General features: G+C 72.6%; 17 protein-coding genes. 11 read left to right on the top strand and 6 right to left on the bottom strand.

The window, feature by feature from the left end; all coding sequences use genetic code 11:
- Window positions 1-60: 60 nt before the first annotated feature.
- Window positions 61-702: an MBL fold metallo-hydrolase gene (locus H9624_RS03035; protein WP_251838417.1), complete on the bottom strand. Its 642-nt coding sequence runs from the start codon at window positions 700-702 to the stop codon at window positions 61-63.
- Between the two features lie 84 nt (window positions 703-786).
- Between H9624_RS03035 and uvrA the strand changes: the two genes are divergently transcribed.
- From uvrA to H9624_RS03090, 11 genes are all read left to right on the top strand, one after another.
- Entirely contained in the window at window positions 787-3,660 is a 2,874-nt protein-coding gene (uvrA, locus tag H9624_RS03040) for an excinuclease ABC subunit UvrA (protein ID WP_251838418.1), read from the top strand.
- A gap of 9 nt (window positions 3,661-3,669) precedes the next feature.
- Entirely contained in the window at window positions 3,670-4,155 is a 486-nt protein-coding gene (locus H9624_RS03045) for an OsmC family protein (protein WP_251838419.1), read from the top strand.
- Window positions 4,156-4,160: 5 nt separating this feature from the next.
- Complete coding sequence (uvrC, locus tag H9624_RS03050; protein WP_251838420.1) at window positions 4,161-6,314, top strand: excinuclease ABC subunit UvrC; 2,154 nt, start codon at window positions 4,161-4,163, stop codon at window positions 6,312-6,314.
- Between the two features lie 4 nt (window positions 6,315-6,318).
- Entirely contained in the window at window positions 6,319-7,287 is a 969-nt protein-coding gene (gene rapZ, locus H9624_RS03055) for an RNase adapter RapZ (RefSeq protein ID WP_251838421.1), read from the top strand.
- Window positions 7,284-8,282 (top strand): gluconeogenesis factor YvcK family protein, encoded by a 999-nt coding sequence (locus tag H9624_RS03060; RefSeq protein WP_251838422.1) that lies wholly within the window; start codon window positions 7,284-7,286, stop codon window positions 8,280-8,282. Before rapZ ends, H9624_RS03060 begins: the two co-directional genes overlap by 4 nt.
- A 91-nt stretch (window positions 8,283-8,373) precedes the next feature.
- Entirely contained in the window at window positions 8,374-9,354 is a 981-nt protein-coding gene (gene whiA / locus H9624_RS03065) for a DNA-binding protein WhiA (RefSeq protein ID WP_251838423.1), read from the top strand.
- Between the two features lie 225 nt (window positions 9,355-9,579).
- A complete protein-coding gene (gene gap, locus H9624_RS03070) occupies window positions 9,580-10,587 on the top strand; it encodes a type I glyceraldehyde-3-phosphate dehydrogenase (RefSeq protein WP_251838424.1) in 1,008 nt (335 codons plus the stop codon).
- Between the two features lie 95 nt (window positions 10,588-10,682).
- On the top strand, window positions 10,683-11,873 hold the full coding sequence (locus tag H9624_RS03075; protein WP_251838425.1) for a phosphoglycerate kinase: 1,191 nt from the start codon (window positions 10,683-10,685) through the stop codon (window positions 11,871-11,873).
- 4 nt (window positions 11,874-11,877) lie between these two features.
- The gene (tpiA, locus tag H9624_RS03080) at window positions 11,878-12,663 is read left to right on the top strand and encodes a triose-phosphate isomerase (RefSeq protein WP_251838426.1); all 786 of its coding nucleotides are present in this window, start codon (window positions 11,878-11,880) and stop codon (window positions 12,661-12,663) included.
- Between the two features lie 151 nt (window positions 12,664-12,814).
- Window positions 12,815-13,057, top strand: coding sequence for a preprotein translocase subunit SecG (gene secG, locus H9624_RS03085; RefSeq protein ID WP_251838427.1), 243 nt, complete (start codon window positions 12,815-12,817; stop codon window positions 13,055-13,057).
- A 15-nt stretch (window positions 13,058-13,072) separates the two neighbouring features.
- Window positions 13,073-13,429 carry an RNA polymerase-binding protein RbpA gene (locus H9624_RS03090; RefSeq protein ID WP_251838428.1) on the top strand — a complete coding sequence of 119 codons (357 nt, stop codon included), beginning with the start codon at window positions 13,073-13,075 and terminating at the stop codon, window positions 13,427-13,429.
- 84 nt (window positions 13,430-13,513) lie between these two features.
- Here H9624_RS03090 and pgl read toward each other — a convergent pair whose 3' ends face one another.
- Genes pgl through tal form a run of 5 tightly spaced genes read right to left on the bottom strand, consistent with a single transcriptional unit; the run spans window position 13,514 to window position 19,630 of the window.
- Window positions 13,514-14,290, bottom strand: coding sequence for a 6-phosphogluconolactonase (gene pgl / locus H9624_RS03095; RefSeq protein ID WP_251838429.1), 777 nt, complete (start codon window positions 14,288-14,290; stop codon window positions 13,514-13,516).
- Window positions 14,287-15,219 carry a glucose-6-phosphate dehydrogenase assembly protein OpcA gene (locus H9624_RS03100; protein ID WP_251838430.1) on the bottom strand — a complete coding sequence of 311 codons (933 nt, stop codon included), beginning with the start codon at window positions 15,217-15,219 and terminating at the stop codon, window positions 14,287-14,289. The genes pgl and H9624_RS03100 overlap by 4 nt, the downstream gene beginning before the upstream one ends.
- A gap of 11 nt (window positions 15,220-15,230) precedes the next feature.
- Window positions 15,231-16,769 (bottom strand): glucose-6-phosphate dehydrogenase, encoded by a 1,539-nt coding sequence (gene zwf / locus H9624_RS03105; RefSeq protein ID WP_251838431.1) that lies wholly within the window; start codon window positions 16,767-16,769, stop codon window positions 15,231-15,233.
- 21 nt (window positions 16,770-16,790) lie between these two features.
- Window positions 16,791-18,512: a phosphoglucose isomerase-related protein gene (locus H9624_RS03110; protein ID WP_251838432.1), complete on the bottom strand. Its 1,722-nt coding sequence runs from the start codon at window positions 18,510-18,512 to the stop codon at window positions 16,791-16,793.
- Window positions 18,509-19,630 carry a transaldolase gene (gene tal, locus H9624_RS03115; RefSeq protein WP_251838433.1) on the bottom strand — a complete coding sequence of 374 codons (1,122 nt, stop codon included), beginning with the start codon at window positions 19,628-19,630 and terminating at the stop codon, window positions 18,509-18,511. Before tal ends, H9624_RS03110 begins: the two co-directional genes overlap by 4 nt.
- Window positions 19,631-19,744 lie beyond the last annotated feature (114 nt).

Below are 19,744 nucleotides of genomic sequence, written 5' to 3' on the forward strand. Positions count from 1 at the left end.
CGGGCGCCGTGGTCCGCGGCCCAGCGGACGGCCCCCCCCGGGGGCGCCCGGGCCGTCGTGCTACCAGCCGCGCGCCCGCCACTCGGCGAGGTGGGGCCGTTCCGCCCCGAGCGTCGTCGGGAGCCCGTGGCCCGGCCACACGACGGTGTCGTCAGGGTAGACGGCGAAGAGCCGCTCCTCGACGTCGTCGAGCAGGTTGGTGAAGTCCGCGGGGCTCGTCGTCCTGCCCACCCCGCCGGGGAAGAGGCTGTCGCCGGTCACCAGGTGCACGCGCCCGGGGTGGGGTGCGTCGTCGGGCTCGGTGAGGGCGAGGGCCACCGACCCGGGCGTGTGGCCGCGCAGGGCGATGACGTCCAGCACCAGCTCGCCGGCGGCGTCGACGGTGAGGCGGTCGCCGTGGGACAGGAGCGCGTCCACAGGGACCGCCAGGTCCGGTGCGTCCGGGGCGCCCGCCGCGGTCCGCGCACCCGTCGCCGCGACGACGGCGGGCAGGGCACGGTGGTGGTCCCAGTGCCCATGGGTGGTGACGACGGTCCGCAGCGGGCCGTCGCCGAGCATCGCGAGGATCGCCTCGGCATCGTCCGCGGCGTCGACGAGCAGCTGCTCCCCGGTCCGCGCGGTGAGGAGGTAGACGTTGTTGTCCATGGCGGAGACGGCCAGCCGCTCGAGGCTGGCGCCGCCCAGTGGGGTGAGGTCGGTCATCACCCGATCCTGCCAGCCGCGACACGCCCGTGACGTCGAACACATGTACAGGCGCCTGAGCGGCAGGGCTCGTATCATCGCCGGGTGAGTGATCAGCTTCTCGTCCGTGGTGCGCGCGAGCACAACCTCCGCAACGTCGACCTCGAGCTTCCTCGCGACAGCATCGTCGTGTTCACCGGGCTCTCCGGCTCCGGCAAGTCCTCCCTCGCCTTCGACACGATCTTCGCCGAGGGGCAGCGCCGCTACGTCGAGTCGCTGTCCTCCTACGCGCGGCAGTTCCTCGGGCAGATGGACAAGCCCGACGTCGACTTCATCGAGGGCCTGAGCCCCGCCGTCGCCATCGACCAGAAGTCCACGAGCCGCAACCCGCGCTCGACCGTCGGCACGATCACCGAGATCTACGACTACCTGCGCCTGCTCTACGCGCGCGCCGGCACCCAGTACTGCCCGGTGTGCGGGGAGCGGGTGACCGCGCAGTCGCCGCAGCAGATCGTCGACCGCCTCCAGGAGATGCCCGAGGGCACCCGCTTCCAGATCCTCGCGCCCGTCGTCCGCGGCCGGAAGGGCGAGTACCTCGACCTCTTCCGCGAGCTCCAGTCCACCGGCTTCTCCCGGGCGCGGGTGGACGGCACCGTCGTCTCCCTCGCGGAGCCGCCCACGCTGGAGAAGAAGATCAAGCACGACATCGACGTCGTCGTCGACCGCCTCGTCGTGCGCGAGTCCATGCGTCAGCGCCTCACCGACTCCGTGGAGACCGCCCTGCGCCTGGCGGAGGGGCTGCTCGTCGTCGAGTTCGTCGACCTTCCGGGTGACGACCCCGAGCGGGAGCGCCGCTTCTCCGAGAAGCGGGCCTGCCCCAACGACCACCCCCTGTCGCTGGAGGAGATCGAGCCGCGGACCTTCTCCTTCAACGCGCCCTACGGCGCGTGCCCGGAGTGCTCCGGAATCGGCTCCAAGCTCGAGGTCGACCCCGAGCTCATCGTCCCGGACGAGGAGCTCTCCCTCGCCGACGGCGCCGTCCAGCCGTGGGCCCGCGCGTCCTCGGAGTACTTCCTGCGCCTGCTCCGCGCGCTCGGCGAGGAGCTCGGCTTCTCCGTCGACGTCCCGTGGCGCAGCCTCCCCGCCCGCGCCAAGGAGGCGGTGCTCCACGGCAAGGACCACGAGGTCCACGTGCGGTACCGCAACCGCTGGGGCCGGGAGCGCGCCTACTCGACCGGCTTCGAGGGCGCCGTCACCTACGTCACGCGCAAGCACGCCGAGACCGAGTCCGACTCCTCCCGGGAGCGCTACGAGGGCTACATGCGCGAGGTCGCGTGCTCGGTGTGCAAGGGCGCCCGCCTCAAGCCCGAGGTCCTCGCCGTCAAGCTCGGCGGCATGTCCATCGCCGACCTCTGCGCGATGCCCATCGAGGACATCGCCCCCTTCCTCGACACCCTCGACCTCGGCGCCCGCGAGCGGGCCATCGCCGGGCAGGTGCTCAAGGAGATCTACGCGCGCCTCGGCTTCCTCGTCGACGTCGGGCTCACCTACCTCACCCTCGCCCGCCCGGCCGGCACCCTGTCCGGCGGGGAGGCGCAGCGCATCCGTCTCGCCACCCAGATCGGCTCGGGCCTCGTCGGCGTCCTCTACGTTCTCGACGAGCCGAGCATCGGGCTGCACCAGCGCGACAACCGGCGGCTCATCGACACCCTCGTGCGGCTGCGTGACCTCGGCAACACCCTCATCGTCGTCGAGCACGACGAGGACACGATCCGGGTCGCCGACTGGATCGTCGACATCGGCCCGGGCGCGGGGGAGCAGGGCGGCCACATCGTCCACTCCGGCCACCTGCCCGAGCTGCTGGCGAACGAGGAGTCGCTCACCGGCGCCTACCTCTCCGGGCGGCGCTCGATCCCGCAGCCCGAGGTCCGGCGTCCCATCGACAAGAACCGCAAGGTCCGCGTCGTCGGCGCCCGGGAGAACAACCTCAAGAACGTCACGGTCGACTTCCCGCTCGGTGTGCTCACGTCCGTCACGGGCGTGTCCGGCTCGGGCAAGTCGAGCCTCGTCAACGGCATCCTCTACACGGTGATGGCGAACGAGCTCAACCGGGCCCGTCGCGTCCCCGGCCGCCACACCCGCGTCACCGGCCTCGAGCACCTCGACAAGGTCGTCCACGTCGACCAGAGCCCGATCGGCCGCACACCGCGCTCCAACCCCGCCACCTACACCGGCGTGTGGGACCACGTGCGCAAGCTCTTCGCCGACACCCCGGAGGCCAAGGTCCGCGGCTACGGCCCTGGGCGCTTCTCCTTCAACGTCAAGGGCGGGCGCTGCGAGGCGTGCAAGGGCGACGGCACGCTGAAGATCGAGATGAACTTCCTCCCGGACGTCTACGTCCCCTGCGAGGTGTGCCACGGGGCGCGGTACAACCGCGAGACCCTCGAGGTGCGCTTCAAGGGCAAGACGGTCGCCGAGGTGCTCGACATGCCGATCTCCGAGGCCGCCGAGTTCTTCTCCGCCTCCCAGAAGATCTCCCGCTACCTCAACACCCTCGTCGACGTCGGCCTCGGCTACGTCCGCCTGGGGCAGAGCGGCACGAGCCTGTCCGGTGGTGAGGCGCAGCGCGTCAAGCTCGCCTCCGAGCTGCAGCGCCGTACCAACGGCCGCACCGCGTACGTCCTCGACGAGCCGACGACGGGCCTGCACTTCGAGGACATCCGCCGGCTCCTCGAGGTGCTGCAGAACCTCGTCGACAAGGGCAACACCGTCATCGTCATCGAGCACAACCTCGACGTCATCAAGAACTCCGACTGGGTCATCGACATGGGCCCCGAGGGCGGCTCGGGCGGCGGCATGGTCATCGCCGAGGGCACGCCGGAGCACGTCGCGACCGTGGAGGGCTCGCACACCGGGCGCTTCCTCGGCGAGGTCCTCGAGTCGGGCAAAGCCGGGGTGGCGGCCGTCACAGCGGGCTAGGGTGGCGCCATGGGCGCACTCCACACCTACACGGTGACCGTCGACTGGACCGGCGCGGACGACACCGGGACGCGGAGCTACACCTCCTACTCCCGGGACCACGAGGTGCGCGTCGAGGGGAAGCCGTCCCTGCTCGCCACCTCCGACCGCAAGGTCGCCGCCGACGTGTCCCGGTACCGCGCCGAGGAGCTCTTCGTCGGCGCCGTCTCCCAGTCCCAGATGCTGTGGTTCCTGCGCACCGCGGCGGCGCAGGGCGTCGTCGTCGTCGGCTACACCGACGTTGCGACGGCCACCGAGCGCATCGAGGGCGCCAACTCCGGGCCCTTCTCCGACATCGTCCTGCGCCCGCGGGTCACCTACGCCGAGCCGATCAGCGAGGAGGCGGCCGCGCGCCTCCACGAGGACGCCCGCGTGCAGAACCACATCGCCCGCTCGCTCAGCTGCCCCGTGCGGGTCCAGCCGGCACCGCCCGTCCGGGAGGCGCACGTAGGCTGAGCGGTATGGCCGACCCGTCCACCTACCGCCCTCGTCCGTCGGAGATCCCGACGTCGCCCGGCGTCTACCGCTTCCGCGACGCGCACGGCCGGGTCATCTACGTCGGCAAGGCGAAGAACCTCCGCTCGCGCCTCGGCAGCTACTTCCAGGACATCGCGAACCTCCACCCGCGCACCCGGCAGATGGTGACGACGGCCGCCTCGGTGGAGTGGACGGTCGTCGAGACCGAGGTCGCGTCCCTCGCGCTCGAGTACTCCTGGATCAAGGAGTACGACCCCCGCTTCAACATCAAGTACCGCGACGACAAGTCCTACCCCTACCTCGCGGTGACGATGTCCGAGACGGTGCCCCGCGCCACCGTGATGCGCGGCGCCCGCCGGAAGGGCAACCGCTACTTCGGGCCCTACGGCCACGCGTGGGCGATCCGCGAGACCGTCGACCTCATGCTCCGTGTCTTCCCGGTGCGCACGTGCTCCAACGGCGTGTACCGGCGCGCCGAGCGCTCCGGGCGTCCCTGCCTCCTCGGCTACATCGACAAGTGCGCGGCGCCCTGCGTCGGGCGGATCTCGGTGGAGGACCACCGCCGCCTCGCCGAGGACTTCTGCGCGTTCATGGGCGGCCAGACCCGCCCCTTCGTGCGGCGCCTCGAGAGCGAGATGAAGGCCGCCGCGGGGGAGCTCGACTTCGAGCGCGCGGCCCGGCTGCGTGACGACCTCGGCGCCCTCAAGCGCGTCGTGGAGAAGAACGAGGTCGTCCTGCCGGACGGCACCGACGCCGACGTCTTCGCCATGGCCTCCGACGAGCTCGAGGCCTCCGTCCAGGTGTTCCACGTCCGGGACGGGCGGGTCCGCGGCCAGCGGGGCTGGGTCGTGGAGAAGGTCGAGGAGGCGACGGACGCCGAGCTCGTCGAGCGGCTCCTCCAGCAGGTCTACGGAGACCTCGGCACCGAGGCCGACGACGAGGCCGAGGCGGCCCGCACCTCTGCCGTCCCGCGGGAGGTGCTCGTGCCCGTCCTGCCCGCCGACCTGTCCCAGGTCACCGACTGGCTCAGCGGCCTGCGCGGCTCCGCGGTGTCGGTGAGGGTCCCGCAGCGTGGGGACAAGCGCGCCCTCGCCCAGACCGTGAGGCGCAACGCCGAGCACGCCCTCGTGCTCCACAAGACCCGGCGGGCGGGCGACCTCACCACCCGGTCCCAGGCGCTGGCCGACCTCGCCGAGGCTCTCGACCTCGAGGAGGCACCCCTCCGCATCGAGTGCTACGACATCTCCCACACCCAGGGCACCCACCAGGTGGGGTCCATGGTCGTCTTCGAGGACGGCCTGCCCCGCAAGAACGCCTACCGACGCTTCGTCGTCCGCGGCGCGGACGGCAGCGGCGCCCGGGACGACACCGAGGCGATCGCCGAGGTGCTCACCCGCCGGTTCCGGCACTACCGCGCCGCCCGCGAGGGCGCGGTCGACGACGACGGCAAGCCGCTCGTCTCCGGGCCGGTCGACCCCGAGACGGGGCGTCCCACCCGCTTCGCCTACCCGCCCAACCTCGTCGTCGTCGACGGCGGGCAGCCGCAGGTGGCAGCGGCGCAGCGGGTGTTCGAGGAGCTCGGCGTCGAGGACGTCGCCCTCGTCGGCCTCGCGAAGCGCCTCGAGGAGGTGTGGCTGCCGGGGGAGGACTTCCCCCTCGTCCTGCCCCGCACGAGTCCCGGCCTCTTCCTCCTCCAGCGGCTGCGCGACGAGGCCCACCGCTTCGCCATCGCCGCGCACCGCAGGCGTCGCAGCAAGGCGATGACCCGCTCGGTCCTCGACGACGTCCCCGGCCTCGGCCCCACCCGGGCCAAGGCGCTGCTCGCCGAGTTCGGGTCGGTGGCCGGCCTGCGCAAGGCGACGGCCGAGGAGATCGCCGGCGTCAAGGGCGTCGGCCCGCGCACCGCGCAGGCGGTCGTCGACGCCCTCCGCACGGCACCCACCGCGCCGACGGGCCCCTCGGCCGAGGAGGTCACCGCCCCCACCGGCGCCACACCGGACGCGGCCGCCGCTGAGGCCGGCGCCGACACCACGGGCGCCACGGCTGACACCGCCGTGCGGCCGGACGTCGCTGTTGCCGCAGTGGACGGCGTCGCGGCCGAGGACGCCGACGGGGACGAGTCCGGCCTGGCATCCTAGGACGATGAGCACCCCAGGAGGACAGGGCCCGGCCGAGGGCGACGAGCGTGCACCGCAGACCGTGCCGGACGGCATCCCGCTGCTCGAGGCGGAGACGACGCCCCCCGACGCGGACCGCCGCGAGCTCCTCATCATCACCGGGATGTCCGGGGCCGGCCGTACGCGGGTGGCCAACACCCTCGAGGACATGGACTGGTTCGTCGTCGACAACCTGCCGCCGCGGATGCTCGAGCCGCTCGCCCGGATGATGACCGCCTCCGGGGGAGGGGTGCAGCGCCTGGCTGCCGTCGTTGACGTCCGCAGCGGGGAGTTCTTCGCCGAGCTCCTCAGCATCCTCGACGAGCTCCGCGGCCACGGCCTGGAGTACCGGATCCTCTTCCTCGAGGCCGACGACGCCGAGCTCGTGCGCCGCTATGAGCAGGTCCGCCGCGCCCACCCCCTCCAGGGCGACGGCCGCATCCTCGACGGCATCGCCCAGGAGCGCGAGCTGCTCGCCGAGCTGCGCCGCCGCGCCGACTCGATCATCGACACGACGAAGTTCAGCCCCTACGACCTCGCGCGCCACATCCGCCAGCGCGTGGGGGAGGCCGGTGCCCAGCCGGTCCAGATCACCCTCGTGTCCTTCGGTTTCAAGCACGGCCTGCCGCTGGACGCCGACCACGTCGTCGACGTGCGCTTCCTGTCCAACCCGTACTGGGTGACCGAGCTGCGCCACCTGTCCGGCAAGGACGAGGCCGTCAACCGGTACGTCCTGGACCAGCCCGGCGCGCGGGAGTTCATCGACCGCTACGTCGACACCCTCGAGCCCGTGATCGCCGGCTACGAGCGTGAGCTGAAGAACAACGTGACGATCGCCGTCGGCTGCACCGGGGGACGCCACCGGTCGGTGGCCGTCTCCGAGGCGATGGGCGAGGAGCTCCGCGACCGCGGGCTGCAGGTGCGCACCCTCCACCGTGACGTGGGGCGGGAGTGACCGCGGAGCAGTGGCCCTCGGCGGGTACCCGTGGGCCGCGCGTCGTGGCCCTCGGCGGCGGGCACGGCCTGGCCGCCACCCTCGGGGCGCTGCGCCACGTGTGCAGCGCCCTCACCGCCGTCGTCACCGTCGCCGACGACGGCGGGTCCTCCGGCCGCCTGCGGCACGAGCTCGGTGCGCTGCCCCCCGGCGACCTCCGCATGGCGCTGTCCGCGCTGTGCGACGACTCCGAGTGGGGGCTCACGTGGCGTGACGTCCTCCAGCACCGCTTCAGCTCCTCCGGACCGCTGGACGGGCACGCGCTGGGCAACCTCCTCATCGTCGCGCTGTGGGACCTGCTGGGTGACGAGGTCTCCGGGCTGGACTGGGTGGGCCGGCTGCTCGGCGCCCGGGGCCGCGTGCTGCCCATGGCCGCGGTGCCGCTCGACATCGAGGCACGGGTGCGGATGAGCGGCACGGAGCAGGAGCGGGTCGTGCGCGGACAGTCCCGGGTGGCGGTGACGAGCGGGAACATCAGCTCGGTCCGCCTCATCCCCGAGGAGCCGCCCGCGCACCCCGAGGCCGTCCGCGCCGTCCGCGAGGCCGAGTGGGTCGTCCTCGGCCCCGGCTCCTGGTACACCTCGGTCATCCCGCACCTGCTCGTGCCCGAGCTCGCCCGCGCGCTGGCGGAGACCGACGCGCGGCGCGCCGTCACGCTCAACCTCTCGGCGCAGCCGGGGGAGACGGAGGGCATGTCGGCGGCCGACCACCTCCACACGCTCGTCGAGCACGCGCCCGACCTGCGGATCGACGTCGTCCTCGCCGACCCGGCCGCCGTCGACGACATCGACGGCCTCCTCTCCGCGGCCCGCGGCCTGGGCGCTCGCGTGCTGCTGCGGCAGGTCCGTGCCGGCGACGGGACGCCCCGCCACGACCCCCTGCGGCTGGCCGCCGCGTACCGCGACGCGTTCGACGACGTGCTGGGCGATGTGGGGGAGGCCACGGGGCCCTCGTGAGGATCGAGCGGCAGACCATGAGAAGGTGCAGACTGGCCCCCGCGCGGGGGCCGTGGGACGAGGGAGCACGGTGAGCGGGAGGAAGTCGGCCATGTCGTTGACGGCGTCCGTCAAGGACGAGCTGGCCAGGCTGCAGGTGGACAAGATGTCCGCACGCAAGGCCGAGGTCGCAGCCACGCTCCGCTTCGCGGGCGGGCTGCACATCATCTCCGGGCGCATCGTCATCGAGGCCGAGCTCGACCTCGGCGTCGCGGCCCGGCGCCTGCGCCAGGCGATGGCGGAGATCTACGGCCACGCCAGCGACGTCGTCGTCGTCTCCGGCGGTGGCCTCAAGCGCGGCAACCGCTACGTCGTGCGCGTGGTCAAGGACGGGGAGTCCCTGGCTCGCCAGACCGGCCTGCTCGACGGCCGTGGCCGCCCCGTGCGCGGGCTCCCGCCGGGCGTCGTGTCCGGCGGCGTCGGTGAGGCCGTCGCCGCATGGCGCGGCGCCTTCATCGCCCGCGGGTCGCTCACCGAGCCCGGCCGCTCCTCGGCCCTCGAGATCACCTGCCCCGGCCCGGAGGCCGCCCTCGCGCTCGTCGGCGCGGCCCGCCGGATGGACGTGTCCGCCAAGGCCCGTGAGGTCCGCGGCGTCGACCGCGTCGTCGTCCGCGACGGTGACGACATCTCCGCGCTCCTCGCCCGCATGGGCGCGCACGACGCCGTCCTCACCTGGGAGGAGCGCCGCACCCGCCGCGAGGTGCGCGGCACCGCCAACCGCCTGGCGAACTTCGACGACGCCAACCTGCGGCGCTCGGCCCGGGCCGCCGTCGCTGCCGGCGCCCGCGTGGAGCGCGCCTTCGAGATCCTCGGCGAGGGCGTGCCCGACCACCTGCTCCAGGCCGGCCAGCTGCGCCTCGCGCACAAGCAGGCGAGCCTCGAGGAGCTCGGCGCACTCTCCGACCCGCCGCTCACCAAGGACGCGATCGCCGGCCGGATACGGCGGCTGCTCGCCATGGCGGACAAGCGCGCCCACGAGCTCGGCATCGGTGACACCGAGGCCGTCCTCACGCCGGACATGTACGACCTCTGAGCCGCGAGGTGACGCCCGTCACCGCCTCGGGGAAGGGTTCGCCCAGAGCGGACAGATCGGTCGTGTCCACGTCGGACCTACGTCCCTGCGGCCCCTTTTGTCCCGGTGTAGGTTTGTAGGTGCTGGCGGCCAGGCCTCCACGGCGGGCCCGCCACAGCGCCCCTCGGGCGCTACTTCGACAGTCGACTTGTGTGTGCGCCGAGCGGCGCACTAGAGGAGGACATAGTGACCATCCGCGTCGGTATCAACGGCTTCGGCCGCATCGGCCGCAGCTTCTTCCGGGCCGCGCTCAAGAGCGGTTCGGACCTCGAGATCGTGGGCGTCAACGACCTCACCGACAACAAGACCCTCGCCCACCTCCTCAAGTACGACTCCATCATGGGCGTGCTCGACGAGGAGGTCTCCTACGACGAGGAGTCCATCACCGTCGGCGGCAAGAAGATCCACGTCTCCGCGGAGAAGGACCCGGCCCAGCTGCCCTGGGGCGACCTCGGTGTCGACATCGTCATCGAGTCCACCGGCCGCTTCGTCGACCGCGACTCCGCCAAGGCGCACCTCGACGCCGGCGCCAAGAAGGTCATCATCTCCGCGCCGGGCAAGGACGTGGACGCCACCTTCGTCATGGGTGTCAACCACACCGACTACGACGCCGAGCAGCACCACATCTTCTCCAACGCCTCCTGCACGACCAACTGCCTCGCCCCGATGGCCAAGGTCCTGCACGAGAACTTCGGCATCGTCCGTGGCCTCATGACCACGATCCACGCCTACACCGCCGACCAGAACCTCCAGGACGGCCCCCACAAGGACCTGCGCCGCGCCCGCGCCGCCGCCCTCAACATGGTGCCGACCACCACCGGTGCGGCCAAGGCCGTCTCCCTCGTGCTCCCCGAGCTCAAGGGCAAGCTGGACGGCTACGCCATGCGCGTGCCGACCCCGACCGGCTCCGCCACCGACCTCACCTTCACGGTCGAGAAGGAGGTCACGGTCGAGGAGGTCAACGCCGCGATGAAGGCCGCCGCCGAGACCCCGGAGCTCAAGGGCATCCTCAAGTACACCGAGGACCCGATCGTCTCCCAGGACATCGTCGGTGACTCGCACACCTCGATCTTCGACGCCGGCCTCACCAAGGTGATCGGCGACCAGGTCAAGGTGCTCAGCTGGTACGACAACGAGTTCGGCTACTCCAGCTCGCTGGTCAAGCTCGCCAGCTACGTGGGCGAGCGTCTCTGAGGCTTCGCCTCCACCCAGCAGTGAACACGGACGCCCGCGTGCCGCCGAACGCGGCACGCGGGCGTTCGTGCGTCCGCACCGACTCTAGGAGAGCCATGAAGACCATCGACACCCTGGGCGACCTGCGCGGCAAGCGCGTCCTCGTCCGCTCCGACTTCAACGTCCCGCTCGACGGCACGACCATCACCGACGACGGCCGCATCCGCGCCGCCCTGCCGACCCTCACCGCGCTGCTCGACGCCGGCGCGAGGGTCATCGTCACCGCTCACCTCGGCCGCCCCAAGGGTGCGCCGGAGCCCAAGTACTCCCTCGCGCCCGTCGCGAAGCGCCTCGGCGAGCTGCTCGGCCGCGAGGTCCTCCTCGCCGAGGACACCGTCGGTGAGGACGCCAAGGCCAAGGCGCAGTACATCGAGGAGGGCCAGGTCCTCCTCCTGGAGAACATCCGCTTCGACGCCCGCGAGACCTCCAAGGACGACGCCGAGCGCGGCGCCCTGGCCGACGAGCTCGCGCTCCTCGCCGACTTCTTCGTCTCCGACGGCTTCGGTGTCGTCCACCGCAAGCAGGCGAGCGTCTACGACGTCGCCCAGCGCCTCCCGCACGCTGCCGGCCAGCTCGTCTTCAAGGAGATCGACTCCCTGAGCAGGGCGACCGGTGACCCGGAGCGGCCCTACGTCGTCGTCCTCGGTGGCTCGAAGGTCTCCGACAAGCTCGGCGTCATCGGCAACCTCCTCACCAAGGCCGACCGCCTCCTCATCGGTGGCGGCATGGTCTTCACCTTCCTCGCGGCCAAGGGCTACGACGTCGGCACCTCCCTCCTCGAGGAGGACCAGGTCGAGACCGTCAAGGGCTACCTGCGTGACGCGGAGGCCAACGGCGTCGAGATCGTCCTGCCCACCGACATCGTCGTGGCGCCGGAGTTCAAGGCCGACGCCCCCGCCACCGTCGTCCCGGCCGACGCCATCCCAGCCGACCAGATGGGCCTGGACATCGGCCCCGACTCCGGCCGCCTCTTCGCCGAGAAGATCGCCGACGCGAAGACGATCGTGTGGAACGGCCCCATGGGCGTCTTCGAGTTCGACGCCTTCTCCGCCGGCACCAAGGCCGTCGCCCAGGCGATGCAGGACGCCGGGGGCTTCACCATCGTCGGGGGCGGCGACTCCGCCGCCGCGGTCCGCGTGCTCGGCTTCGACGAGGACAAGTTCGACCACATCTCCACCGGTGGCGGCGCCAGCCTCGAGTACCTCGAGGGCAAGGTCCTTCCCGGCGTCGCGGTTCTGGAAGACTGATCCCATGACCAACCGCACCCCGCTCATGGCGGGCAACTGGAAGATGAACCTCGACCACCACGAGGCCACCCACCTCGTGCAGAAGCTCGCCTGGGAGCTCAAGGACAAGGAGCACGACTACTCGGCCGTCGAGGTCGTCGTCGTGCCGCCCTTCACCGACCTGCGCTCCGTGCAGACCCTCGTGGACGGCGACAAGCTCGAGGTCCGCTACGGCGCCCAGGACGTCTCCGCGCAGGAGAAGGGCGCCTACACCGGCGAGATCTCCGCGGCGATGCTCGCCAAGCTCGGCGTCAGCTACGCCGTCGTCGGGCACTCCGAGCGCCGCCAGTACCACGCCGAGGACGACGCCCTCGTCGGTGCGAAGGCCAAGGCCGCCCTGGCCCACGGCATCGTCCCGATCATCTGCGTCGGTGAGGGGCTGGACGTCCGCCAGGCGGGCGACCAGGTCTCCTACACCCTCGCGCAGGTCGACGGCGCTTACGCCGGGCTCGACGCGGAGGCCGCCGCGAAGACGGTCGTCGCCTACGAGCCCGTGTGGGCCATCGGCACCGGTGAGGTCGCCACCCCGGAGGACGCGCAGGAGGTCTGCGGCGCGATCCGCGCCCGCCTCGCCGAGCTGTACAGCCAGGAGGTCGCCGACTCCGTCCGCGTCCTGTACGGCGGCTCGGTGAAGTCCGGCAACGTCGCCTCCATCATGGTCAAGGAGGACGTCGACGGCGCGCTCGTCGGAGGCGCCAGCCTCCAGGCCGAGGAGTTCGCGGCGATCGTCCGCTACCAGCAGCACGCCTGACACGCCCCGCCACGGTCCCCGGACGCGATTGCGACCGGGGACCGTGGCGTGTCCCGGCCAAGTTGGTCCACGACGAGGCCGTCATCACTTATCCTGGTCGAGTTGCGGCTGCGCCGCCGCCCGCCCGTTCACCGAAAGGAGCCTCCGGCTCGTGGATGCCCTCCGGATCGTTCTCGAGGTGCTGCTGGTCCTCACCAGCATCTTCCTCATCCTGTCCATCCTCATGCACAAGGGGAAGGGTGGTGGCCTCTCGGACATGTTCGGTGGCGGGATCAGCTCCTCGATCGGCTCCTCCGGGGTCGCCGAGCGGAACCTCAACCGCATCACCATCGGCATCTCGCTCCTGTGGGGGACGTCGATCGTCCTCCTCGGCCTCATGCAGCGCTTCGTCTGAGCGGGGAGAACCACCATGGCTGGAGGAAGTGCGATCCGCGGGTCCCGCGTCGGTGCGGGCCCCATGGGCGAGGCCGAGCGTGGCGAGGCCGCCCCTCGTATCCGGGTGACCTACTGGTGCGCCAAGGGGCACGAGACGAGCCCGAGCTTCGCCACGGAGCCGGAGATCGTCGTCCCCGAGACGTGGGACTGCCCGCGCTGCGGGCTGCCCGCCGGCCAGGACCGTGAGGCCCCGCCGGAGCCCCCGCGCAACGAGCCGTACAAGACGCACCTCGCGTACGTGAAGGAGCGTCGCACGGACGCCGACGGCGAGGCCCTCCTCGAGGAAGCCCTCACCGCGCTCCGCGCCCGCCGCGGCACCACCACGCGCTAGCAGCACCAGCACTCTTACGCCGACAGCCGGATTCCTCCCGAGGAATCCGGCTGTCGGCGTAAGTGGTGGGGGCGACCGGCGGGGTCAGGGCAGCGCTGAGGTGGCGGCGAGGTCGACGAGCCACAGGGTGCGGCCGCTCGCCCGCACCCGGCCGGCGGGGACGCTCTGGCCGTCGCCGGTGCCACCCTCGGCCTCCGGCAGCGACGTCTGCGCCAGGGCGGCGGCGACGGCCGGGGCCTTCCCCTCACCGGAGACGACGAGCCACACCTGGTGCGCCGAGCAGAGCGTGGGGAGCGTGAGGCTGACCCGCTCCGGCGGCGGCTTGGGGGACTCCGCCTCGGCGAGGGCGCCGAGCGACTCGTCCCCGAGGCTCGGGCGCCCGGGGAACAGGGAGGCGACATGGCCGTCGGGACCCATCCCGAGCAGGACGACGGCGAGCTCGGGCACCTCGGCGCCGGGCGCGGCGTGCGCCGCCAGCTCCTCGGTGTACGCCCGCGCCGCGGCGTCGACGTCGGCGACCCTGTCCGGGCCGGGGACGGCGTGGACGTGCTCGGGCCGCAGCGGCAGGTGGTCGAGCAGCGCCTCGGCGGCGTCGACGTCGTTGCGCTCCTCGTGACCCGCGGGGACGAAGCGCTCGTCGCCCCACCACACGTGGACGGCGGTCCAGTCGACCGCGTCCCGCAGCGGGTCCGCCGCCACGGCGCGCAGGACGTCGACGAGGATGCTGCCGCCCGTGAGGGCGACGTGGACCGGCGTGGCCACGGACTGCGCGTCGACGAGCGCGAGAAGGAAACGGGCCGCCGTCGCCCGGGCGAGCAGCTCGCCGTCGGGGTGGACGACAACGGGTGCCTGGGTGCTCATGACCGAACCTCCGCCGGGACGAGGGGGAGCCCGCGCGTCAGCGTCCGACCGTAGGTCTCGTCGGCGTCGAGACGACGCAGCTCCTCGGTGAGGCAGTCCGCCAGGGCGCGCTCCACCAGGTTGATCCGCTGGTCGATGCGGCCGGGACGGCTGAGGATGGCCACGCTCGCGCCCGGCTTGCGGCGCAGCGAGATCGACCCGTTCGCCCGCTCCAGCTCGACGTGGGTCACGGCCTTGGAGTCCTCGACGCCGACCTCGACCGGGACGCCGAAGGCGTCCGCGAGCCAGGCAGCGAGCATGTACACCGACGGCCGGTTCCTCGCGCCCGTCACACGGGCGGCGATGATCGGGTCGTGGGGCGGCTCGTCGAGGGTCGCGGCGAGAAGCCCGCGCCACAGGGTGACCCGGGACCATGCGAGGTCGGTGTCGCCCGGCGCGTAGCCCGGCGCGAGCGAGCGCAGCGTGCCGAGCGGGTCCGCCGACGCCGTGGCGTCGGTGATCCGCCGCTGAGCCATCGCCCCGAGCGGGTCGCGGCTCGGCTCGGCCGGCGGCTCGCCCGTCCACCACACGACGATCGGGGCGTCGGGCAGCAGGAGGGGCATGACGAGCGTGTCGACGGCGTCGGCCGGCTCTCCCGTGGGCTGGAGGATGACGACCTCGCTGAGGCCGGCGTCCCCACCGACGCGGATCTCCGCGTCGATGCTCGCGGCACCGTTGCCGTCCCGGGGGACGACGGCGATGATCCGGCAGGGGTGCTCGCGGGAGGCCCCGTTGGCGGCCAGGATCCCGTGCTCGGCGGCCTCGAGGTCGTCGGCGACGATGATGAGGGTGAGGACCCGGGTGAAGGAGTTGGCGCCGCTGGAGCGGCGCATGGCCGACAGGCGGCTGCTCACCGCGGCGGAAGTCGTCGCGTGCATCGTGGTGATCATGCTCGTCTCCTCTACGGCATCCGCCAGCGGCGGCCGTCGCGTGCCAACATCTCGTCAGATCCCGCCGTGCCCCACGACCCCGGCCGGTAGGCCTCGGGGCGCCCGTGGGACTCCCAGAACTCCGTGATGGGGTCGAGGATCTGCCAGGACAGCTCGACCTCCCGCTGGTGCGGGAAGAGCGGCGGGTCGCCGAGGAGCACGTCGAGGATGAGCCGCTCGTAGGCCTCGGGGGAGTTCTCGGTGAAGGCGTTGCCGTAGCCGAAGTCCATCGACACGTCGCGGACCTCCATCGCGGTGCCCGGGACCTTGGCGCCGAAGCGGATCGTCACGCCCTCGTCGGGCTGGACCCGGAACACGATGGCGTTCTGCCCGAGCTCGCCGGACGAGCCGAGGTCGAAGGGCAGGTGCGGGGCACGCTTGAAGACGACGGCGATCTCCGTGACGCGCCGTCCGAGCCGCTTGCCGGCCCGCAGGTAGAACGGGACCCCGGCCCAGCGGCGGGAGTCGACCTCCAGGCGCATCGCGGCGTAGGTCTCGGTGACGGAGTCCGGCGAGATCCCGTCCTCCTCGTGGTAGCCGCGCACGTGCTCCCCGCCCTGCCACCCGGCCGCGTACTGGCCGCGCGCCGTCGAGGTGGCGAGGTCGTCCCCGAGCCGGACGGCGGAGAGCACCTTCTCCTTCTCGCGGCGCAGCGAGCCCGCGTCGAAGGAGAAGGGCTCCTCCATCGCGGTGAGCGCGAGGAGCTGGAGCAGGTGGTTCTGGATGACGTCCCGGGCGGCGCCGATGCCGTCGTAGTAGCCGGCGCGGCTGCCGATGCCGATGTCCTCGGCCATGGTGATCTGGACGTGGTCGACGTAGTGGTTGTTCCACACCGGCTCGAAGAGCTGGTTCGCGAAGCGCATCGCGAGGATGTTCTGGACGGTCTCCTTGCCCAGGTAGTGGTCGATGCGGAAGACCGAGTCCTCGGGGAACACCTCGGAGACGACGTCGTCGAGCTCGCGGGCCGACTCGAGGTTGTGCCCGAAGGGCTTCTCGATGATGACGCGGCGCCACGCGTCGGTCGTCGGCTCCGACAGGCCCGAGCGCTTGAGCTGGTTGAGCACGAGCGGGAAGGACCGCGGCGGCACCGAGAGGTAGAAGGCGTGGTTGCCGCCCGTGCCGCGCTCGGCGTCGAGGGCCGCGACCGTCTCGGCGAGCGTGTCGAAGGCGGCGTCGTCGTCGAACTCGCCCTGGACGAACCGGAAGCCGGAGGCCAGCTGCTCCCACGTGCGCTCGGAGAACTCCGTGCGGGCGTGCTCGCGGACGGCGTCGTGGACGATCTTCGCGAAGTCCTCGGTCGACCAGTCGCGCCGCGCGAAGCCGGTGAGGGCGAAGGACGGCGGGAGCAGGCCGCGGTTGGCGAGGTCGTAGATCGCCGGCAGCAGCTTGCGCTTGGCGAGGTCGCCGGTGACGCCGAAGATGACGAGGCCGGCGGGCCCCGCGATCCGGGGCAGACGGCGGTCCCGGGGGTCGCGCAACGGGTTGTCAGGCGGGGTCGGCGCGGTGCTCATGGTCTCCTCACGGCCCTGTGGTCAGGTGGTCCGGCGCGTCAGACTACCCGTGAGCCACGCGAGGGCGTCGGGGGTGTCCACGCGCAGCCGCAGCACCGGCCGGCCGAGGCTGGTGAGCACCCGCGCGTCGGCGTCGGCCTGGGCCGCGACGAGCTCGGCGAAGTCGAAGTCGCGTCCCGGGATGGACACGTGGGCGGGCGCCCCGCCGGTGATCATGAGGAAGACGCCGTGCGGCGGGCCGCCCTTGTGGAGCTGGCCGGTGGAGTGGAGGTAGCGCGGTCCCCAGCCGAAGGTGACGGGCCGTCCCGTGCGCGCGGCCAGGCCGTCGCGCACACCCCGGAGGAGGTCCGGCGCGCGTCCCTCCCGGTCGAGGTAGGCGAGGACGGCGAGGTACCCGTGCTCCGGGTCCAGCTGCTCGAGCAGGGTGGTGACGGCGTCGGGCACGGTCCGCGCGCCGGCGAGGAGCGCGCGCGGGGCCCGCACCTCGACCCCGGAGTCGCTGAACGCGGGCGGCTCGAGGGACGGCATGCCGCCGAGGAACTCGCGGGTGGCCTGCTTCGTCGCCTCGACGTCGGGCTGGTCGAAGGGGTTGACGCCGAGGAGCCGCCCCGCCACGGCGACGGCGTGCTGCCACAGGAGGAAGGTGCCGCCGAGGGAGCCGGAGACGGTGACCTCGGTGGCGTCGGTGGCGGCGTCGAGGTCCGCGCTCACCGCGACCCGCCGGGCGCCGTCGGCGACGTCGTCGAGCTCGGCGGCCGCGTCGTCGTCGGTGAGGGGGGTGAGGAGGACCGGCAGGGTGCGCTCCTCGCGCGCGGCCAGCTCCGGGGCGTGCTCGTCGGCGACGACGGGGACGAGGCCGCGCCCGTCCTTGCCGAGCGACTCGGCGAGCAGCTGCTCGGCCCACGCGCCGAAGTGGTAGAGCCCGCTGCCGGCGTCGACGAGCAGGACCGTCTCGCGCAGCGGGCGCGTCGCGGCGAGCGCGGCGCCGAGGACGAGGGCCGGGTTGGCCTCGGTGTCCTCGCCGAAGAAGGGCGCGACCTCGGCCGCCTCGTCGAGGAGCCTGCCGACGTCGACCCCGGCGAGCGCGCTCGGCACGAGGCCGTAGGCGGACAGGGCGGAGAACCGTCCCCCCACCCGCGGGTCGGCGCTGAAGACGGCGCGGTAGCCCTCCTCCCGGGCGAGCTCCTCGAGCGGCGAGCCGGGCTTGGTGACGACGACGACGTGCCGGGCGGCGTCGCGGCCCGCGGCGTGGAGGGCGGCGACGAAGGCGCGCCGGTGGGAGTCGGTCTCCACGGTGGTGCCCGATCGGGAGGCGACGACGAGCACCGTGCGCGCGAGGTCGCCCTCCAGGACGCGCTCCACCTGCGTGGGCACCGTCGAGTCGAGGACGGTGAGTGGGGTGCCGAGGGAGCCGGTGATGACCTCCGCGGCGAGCGACGAGCCGCCCATGCCGGCGAGGACGACGTGGTCCAGCCCCTCGGCCGCCAGCTCCTCGCGCAGCGCGGTCACCCGCTGGACGAGCTCGCGGGAGGTCTGGTGGAGGTCGGTCCACCCGAGACGGTCGCCGACGTCGAGGTCCCCGTCCCACAGCGTCGCGTCCTGCGCCGCGAGCCGGGAGGCGACGTGCTCCTCGAGCAGGCCGGGGACGGCGTCGTGCACGGCCCGGGCCGCCGCCCCGGTCGCACTCACCTCGACGACGGCGGTCTCCTCGTCACCCGCCCAGGTGACGATCGCGGGGCTCATTGCCGGCCCGGTGCCTGCAGGCCGGTCGCGACCCGCTCGCTCAGCTGGTCCCAGCTCTGCTGGAACTTCTCCACACCCTCCGTCTCGAGGGTGTCCATGATCTCGCCGTAGGAGATCCCGAGCCGCTCGAGCCGGTCGAGGACCTCGCGCGCCTCGTCGTAGCGGCCGCGGACGGTGTCCCCCCGCAGCTCGGCGTGGTCGGCGACGGCGCGGAGGGTGGCCTCGGGCATCGTGTTGACGACGCCGTCGGTGACGAGCTCGTCGACGTAGCGGGTGTCGGGGTAGGCGGGGTCCTTGACGCCGGTCGAGGCCCACAGCAGACGCTGCGGGTGGGCCCCGGCCTGGGCGAGGGACTGCCAGCGCTCGGTGCCGAAGATCTCCTCGAAGGCCTCGTAGGCGAGGCGGGCGTTGGCGACGGCGACCTGTCCACGCAGGGCGCGGGCGTCGTCGTCGTCGAGCGCGTCGAGCCGGGCGTCGACCGCCGCGTCGATCCGCGAGACGAAGAAGGAGGCGACGGAGTGGATCGTCGACAGGTCCACCCCGGCGAGCTGCGCACGCTCGAGGCCGTCGGTGAAGGCCCGCGCCACGGCGCGGTAGCGGTCGAGGGAGAAGATGAGGGTGACGTTGACGCTGATGCCCTCGGCGATCGCCTCGGTGATCGCCGGCAGCCCCTCGGTCGTCGCCGGGATCTTGACGAGGAGGTTGGGCCGGTCGACGAGCTGCCACAGCTCACGGGCCTGGGCGATGGTCGCGTCGGTCTCGTGGGCGAGGTACGGGTCGACCTCGATCGAGACGCGCCCGTCGACGCCACCGGTGCGCTCGAAGACGTCGAGGAAGCGGTCGCAGGCGTTGCGGACGTCGGAGGTGGTGAGCGCGGTGATCGCGGTGGGGACGTCGGCGCCGTCGGCGGCGAGGGCGGCGAGGTCGGCGTCGTACCGGGTCCCCTCCGACAGCGCCGAGGCGAAGATCGAAGGGTTCGTCGTCACGCCGACGACGTGGTCCTCCGCGAGGAGCGAGGTGAGGGACTGCGCCCCACCACCCTCGAGACGTTCGCGGGACAGGTCGTCCAACCAGACGGAGACACCGAGACTGCTCAGCTCGGCCAGGTGGTTCGTCATTGCTCCTCCTCGCGTGGGCCGGGGCCCCGCGGCGGGCCGGGCGGGGCCGCGGGGGCGGCCGCGCGCAGCGTGAGACCGGTGTCCTGCTCGACGTCGGCGTCCGAGGCGAGGACG

This window comes from Oceanitalea stevensii, from assembly GCF_014837105.1.
GTDB lineage: Bacteria > Actinomycetota > Actinomycetes > Actinomycetales > Actinomycetaceae > Oceanitalea > Oceanitalea stevensii.

Excerpts from the sequence above, each read along its gene's own strand:
- H9624_RS03035 (WP_251838417.1), bottom strand. The coding sequence starts at position 702 with ATGACCGACCTCACCCCACTGGGCGGCGCCAGCCTCGAGCGGCTGGCC.
- H9624_RS03045 (WP_251838419.1), top strand. The coding sequence starts at position 3,670 with ATGGGCGCACTCCACACCTACACGGTGACCGTCGACTGGACCGGCGCG.
- uvrC (WP_251838420.1), top strand. The coding sequence starts at position 4,161 with ATGGCCGACCCGTCCACCTACCGCCCTCGTCCGTCGGAGATCCCGACG.
- rapZ (WP_251838421.1), top strand. The coding sequence starts at position 6,319 with ATGAGCACCCCAGGAGGACAGGGCCCGGCCGAGGGCGACGAGCGTGCA.
- whiA (WP_251838423.1), top strand. The coding sequence starts at position 8,374 with ATGTCGTTGACGGCGTCCGTCAAGGACGAGCTGGCCAGGCTGCAGGTG.
- H9624_RS03075 (WP_251838425.1), top strand. The coding sequence starts at position 10,683 with ATGAAGACCATCGACACCCTGGGCGACCTGCGCGGCAAGCGCGTCCTC.
- tpiA (WP_251838426.1), top strand. The coding sequence starts at position 11,878 with ATGACCAACCGCACCCCGCTCATGGCGGGCAACTGGAAGATGAACCTC.
- H9624_RS03090 (WP_251838428.1), top strand. The coding sequence starts at position 13,073 with ATGGCTGGAGGAAGTGCGATCCGCGGGTCCCGCGTCGGTGCGGGCCCC.
- pgl (WP_251838429.1), bottom strand. The coding sequence starts at position 14,290 with ATGAGCACCCAGGCACCCGTTGTCGTCCACCCCGACGGCGAGCTGCTC.
- H9624_RS03100 (WP_251838430.1), bottom strand. The coding sequence starts at position 15,219 with ATGATCACCACGATGCACGCGACGACTTCCGCCGCGGTGAGCAGCCGC.
- zwf (WP_251838431.1), bottom strand. The coding sequence starts at position 16,769 with ATGAGCACCGCGCCGACCCCGCCTGACAACCCGTTGCGCGACCCCCGG.
- H9624_RS03110 (WP_251838432.1), bottom strand. The coding sequence starts at position 18,512 with ATGAGCCCCGCGATCGTCACCTGGGCGGGTGACGAGGAGACCGCCGTC.
- tal (WP_251838433.1), bottom strand. The coding sequence starts at position 19,630 with ATGACGAACCACCTGGCCGAGCTGAGCAGTCTCGGTGTCTCCGTCTGG.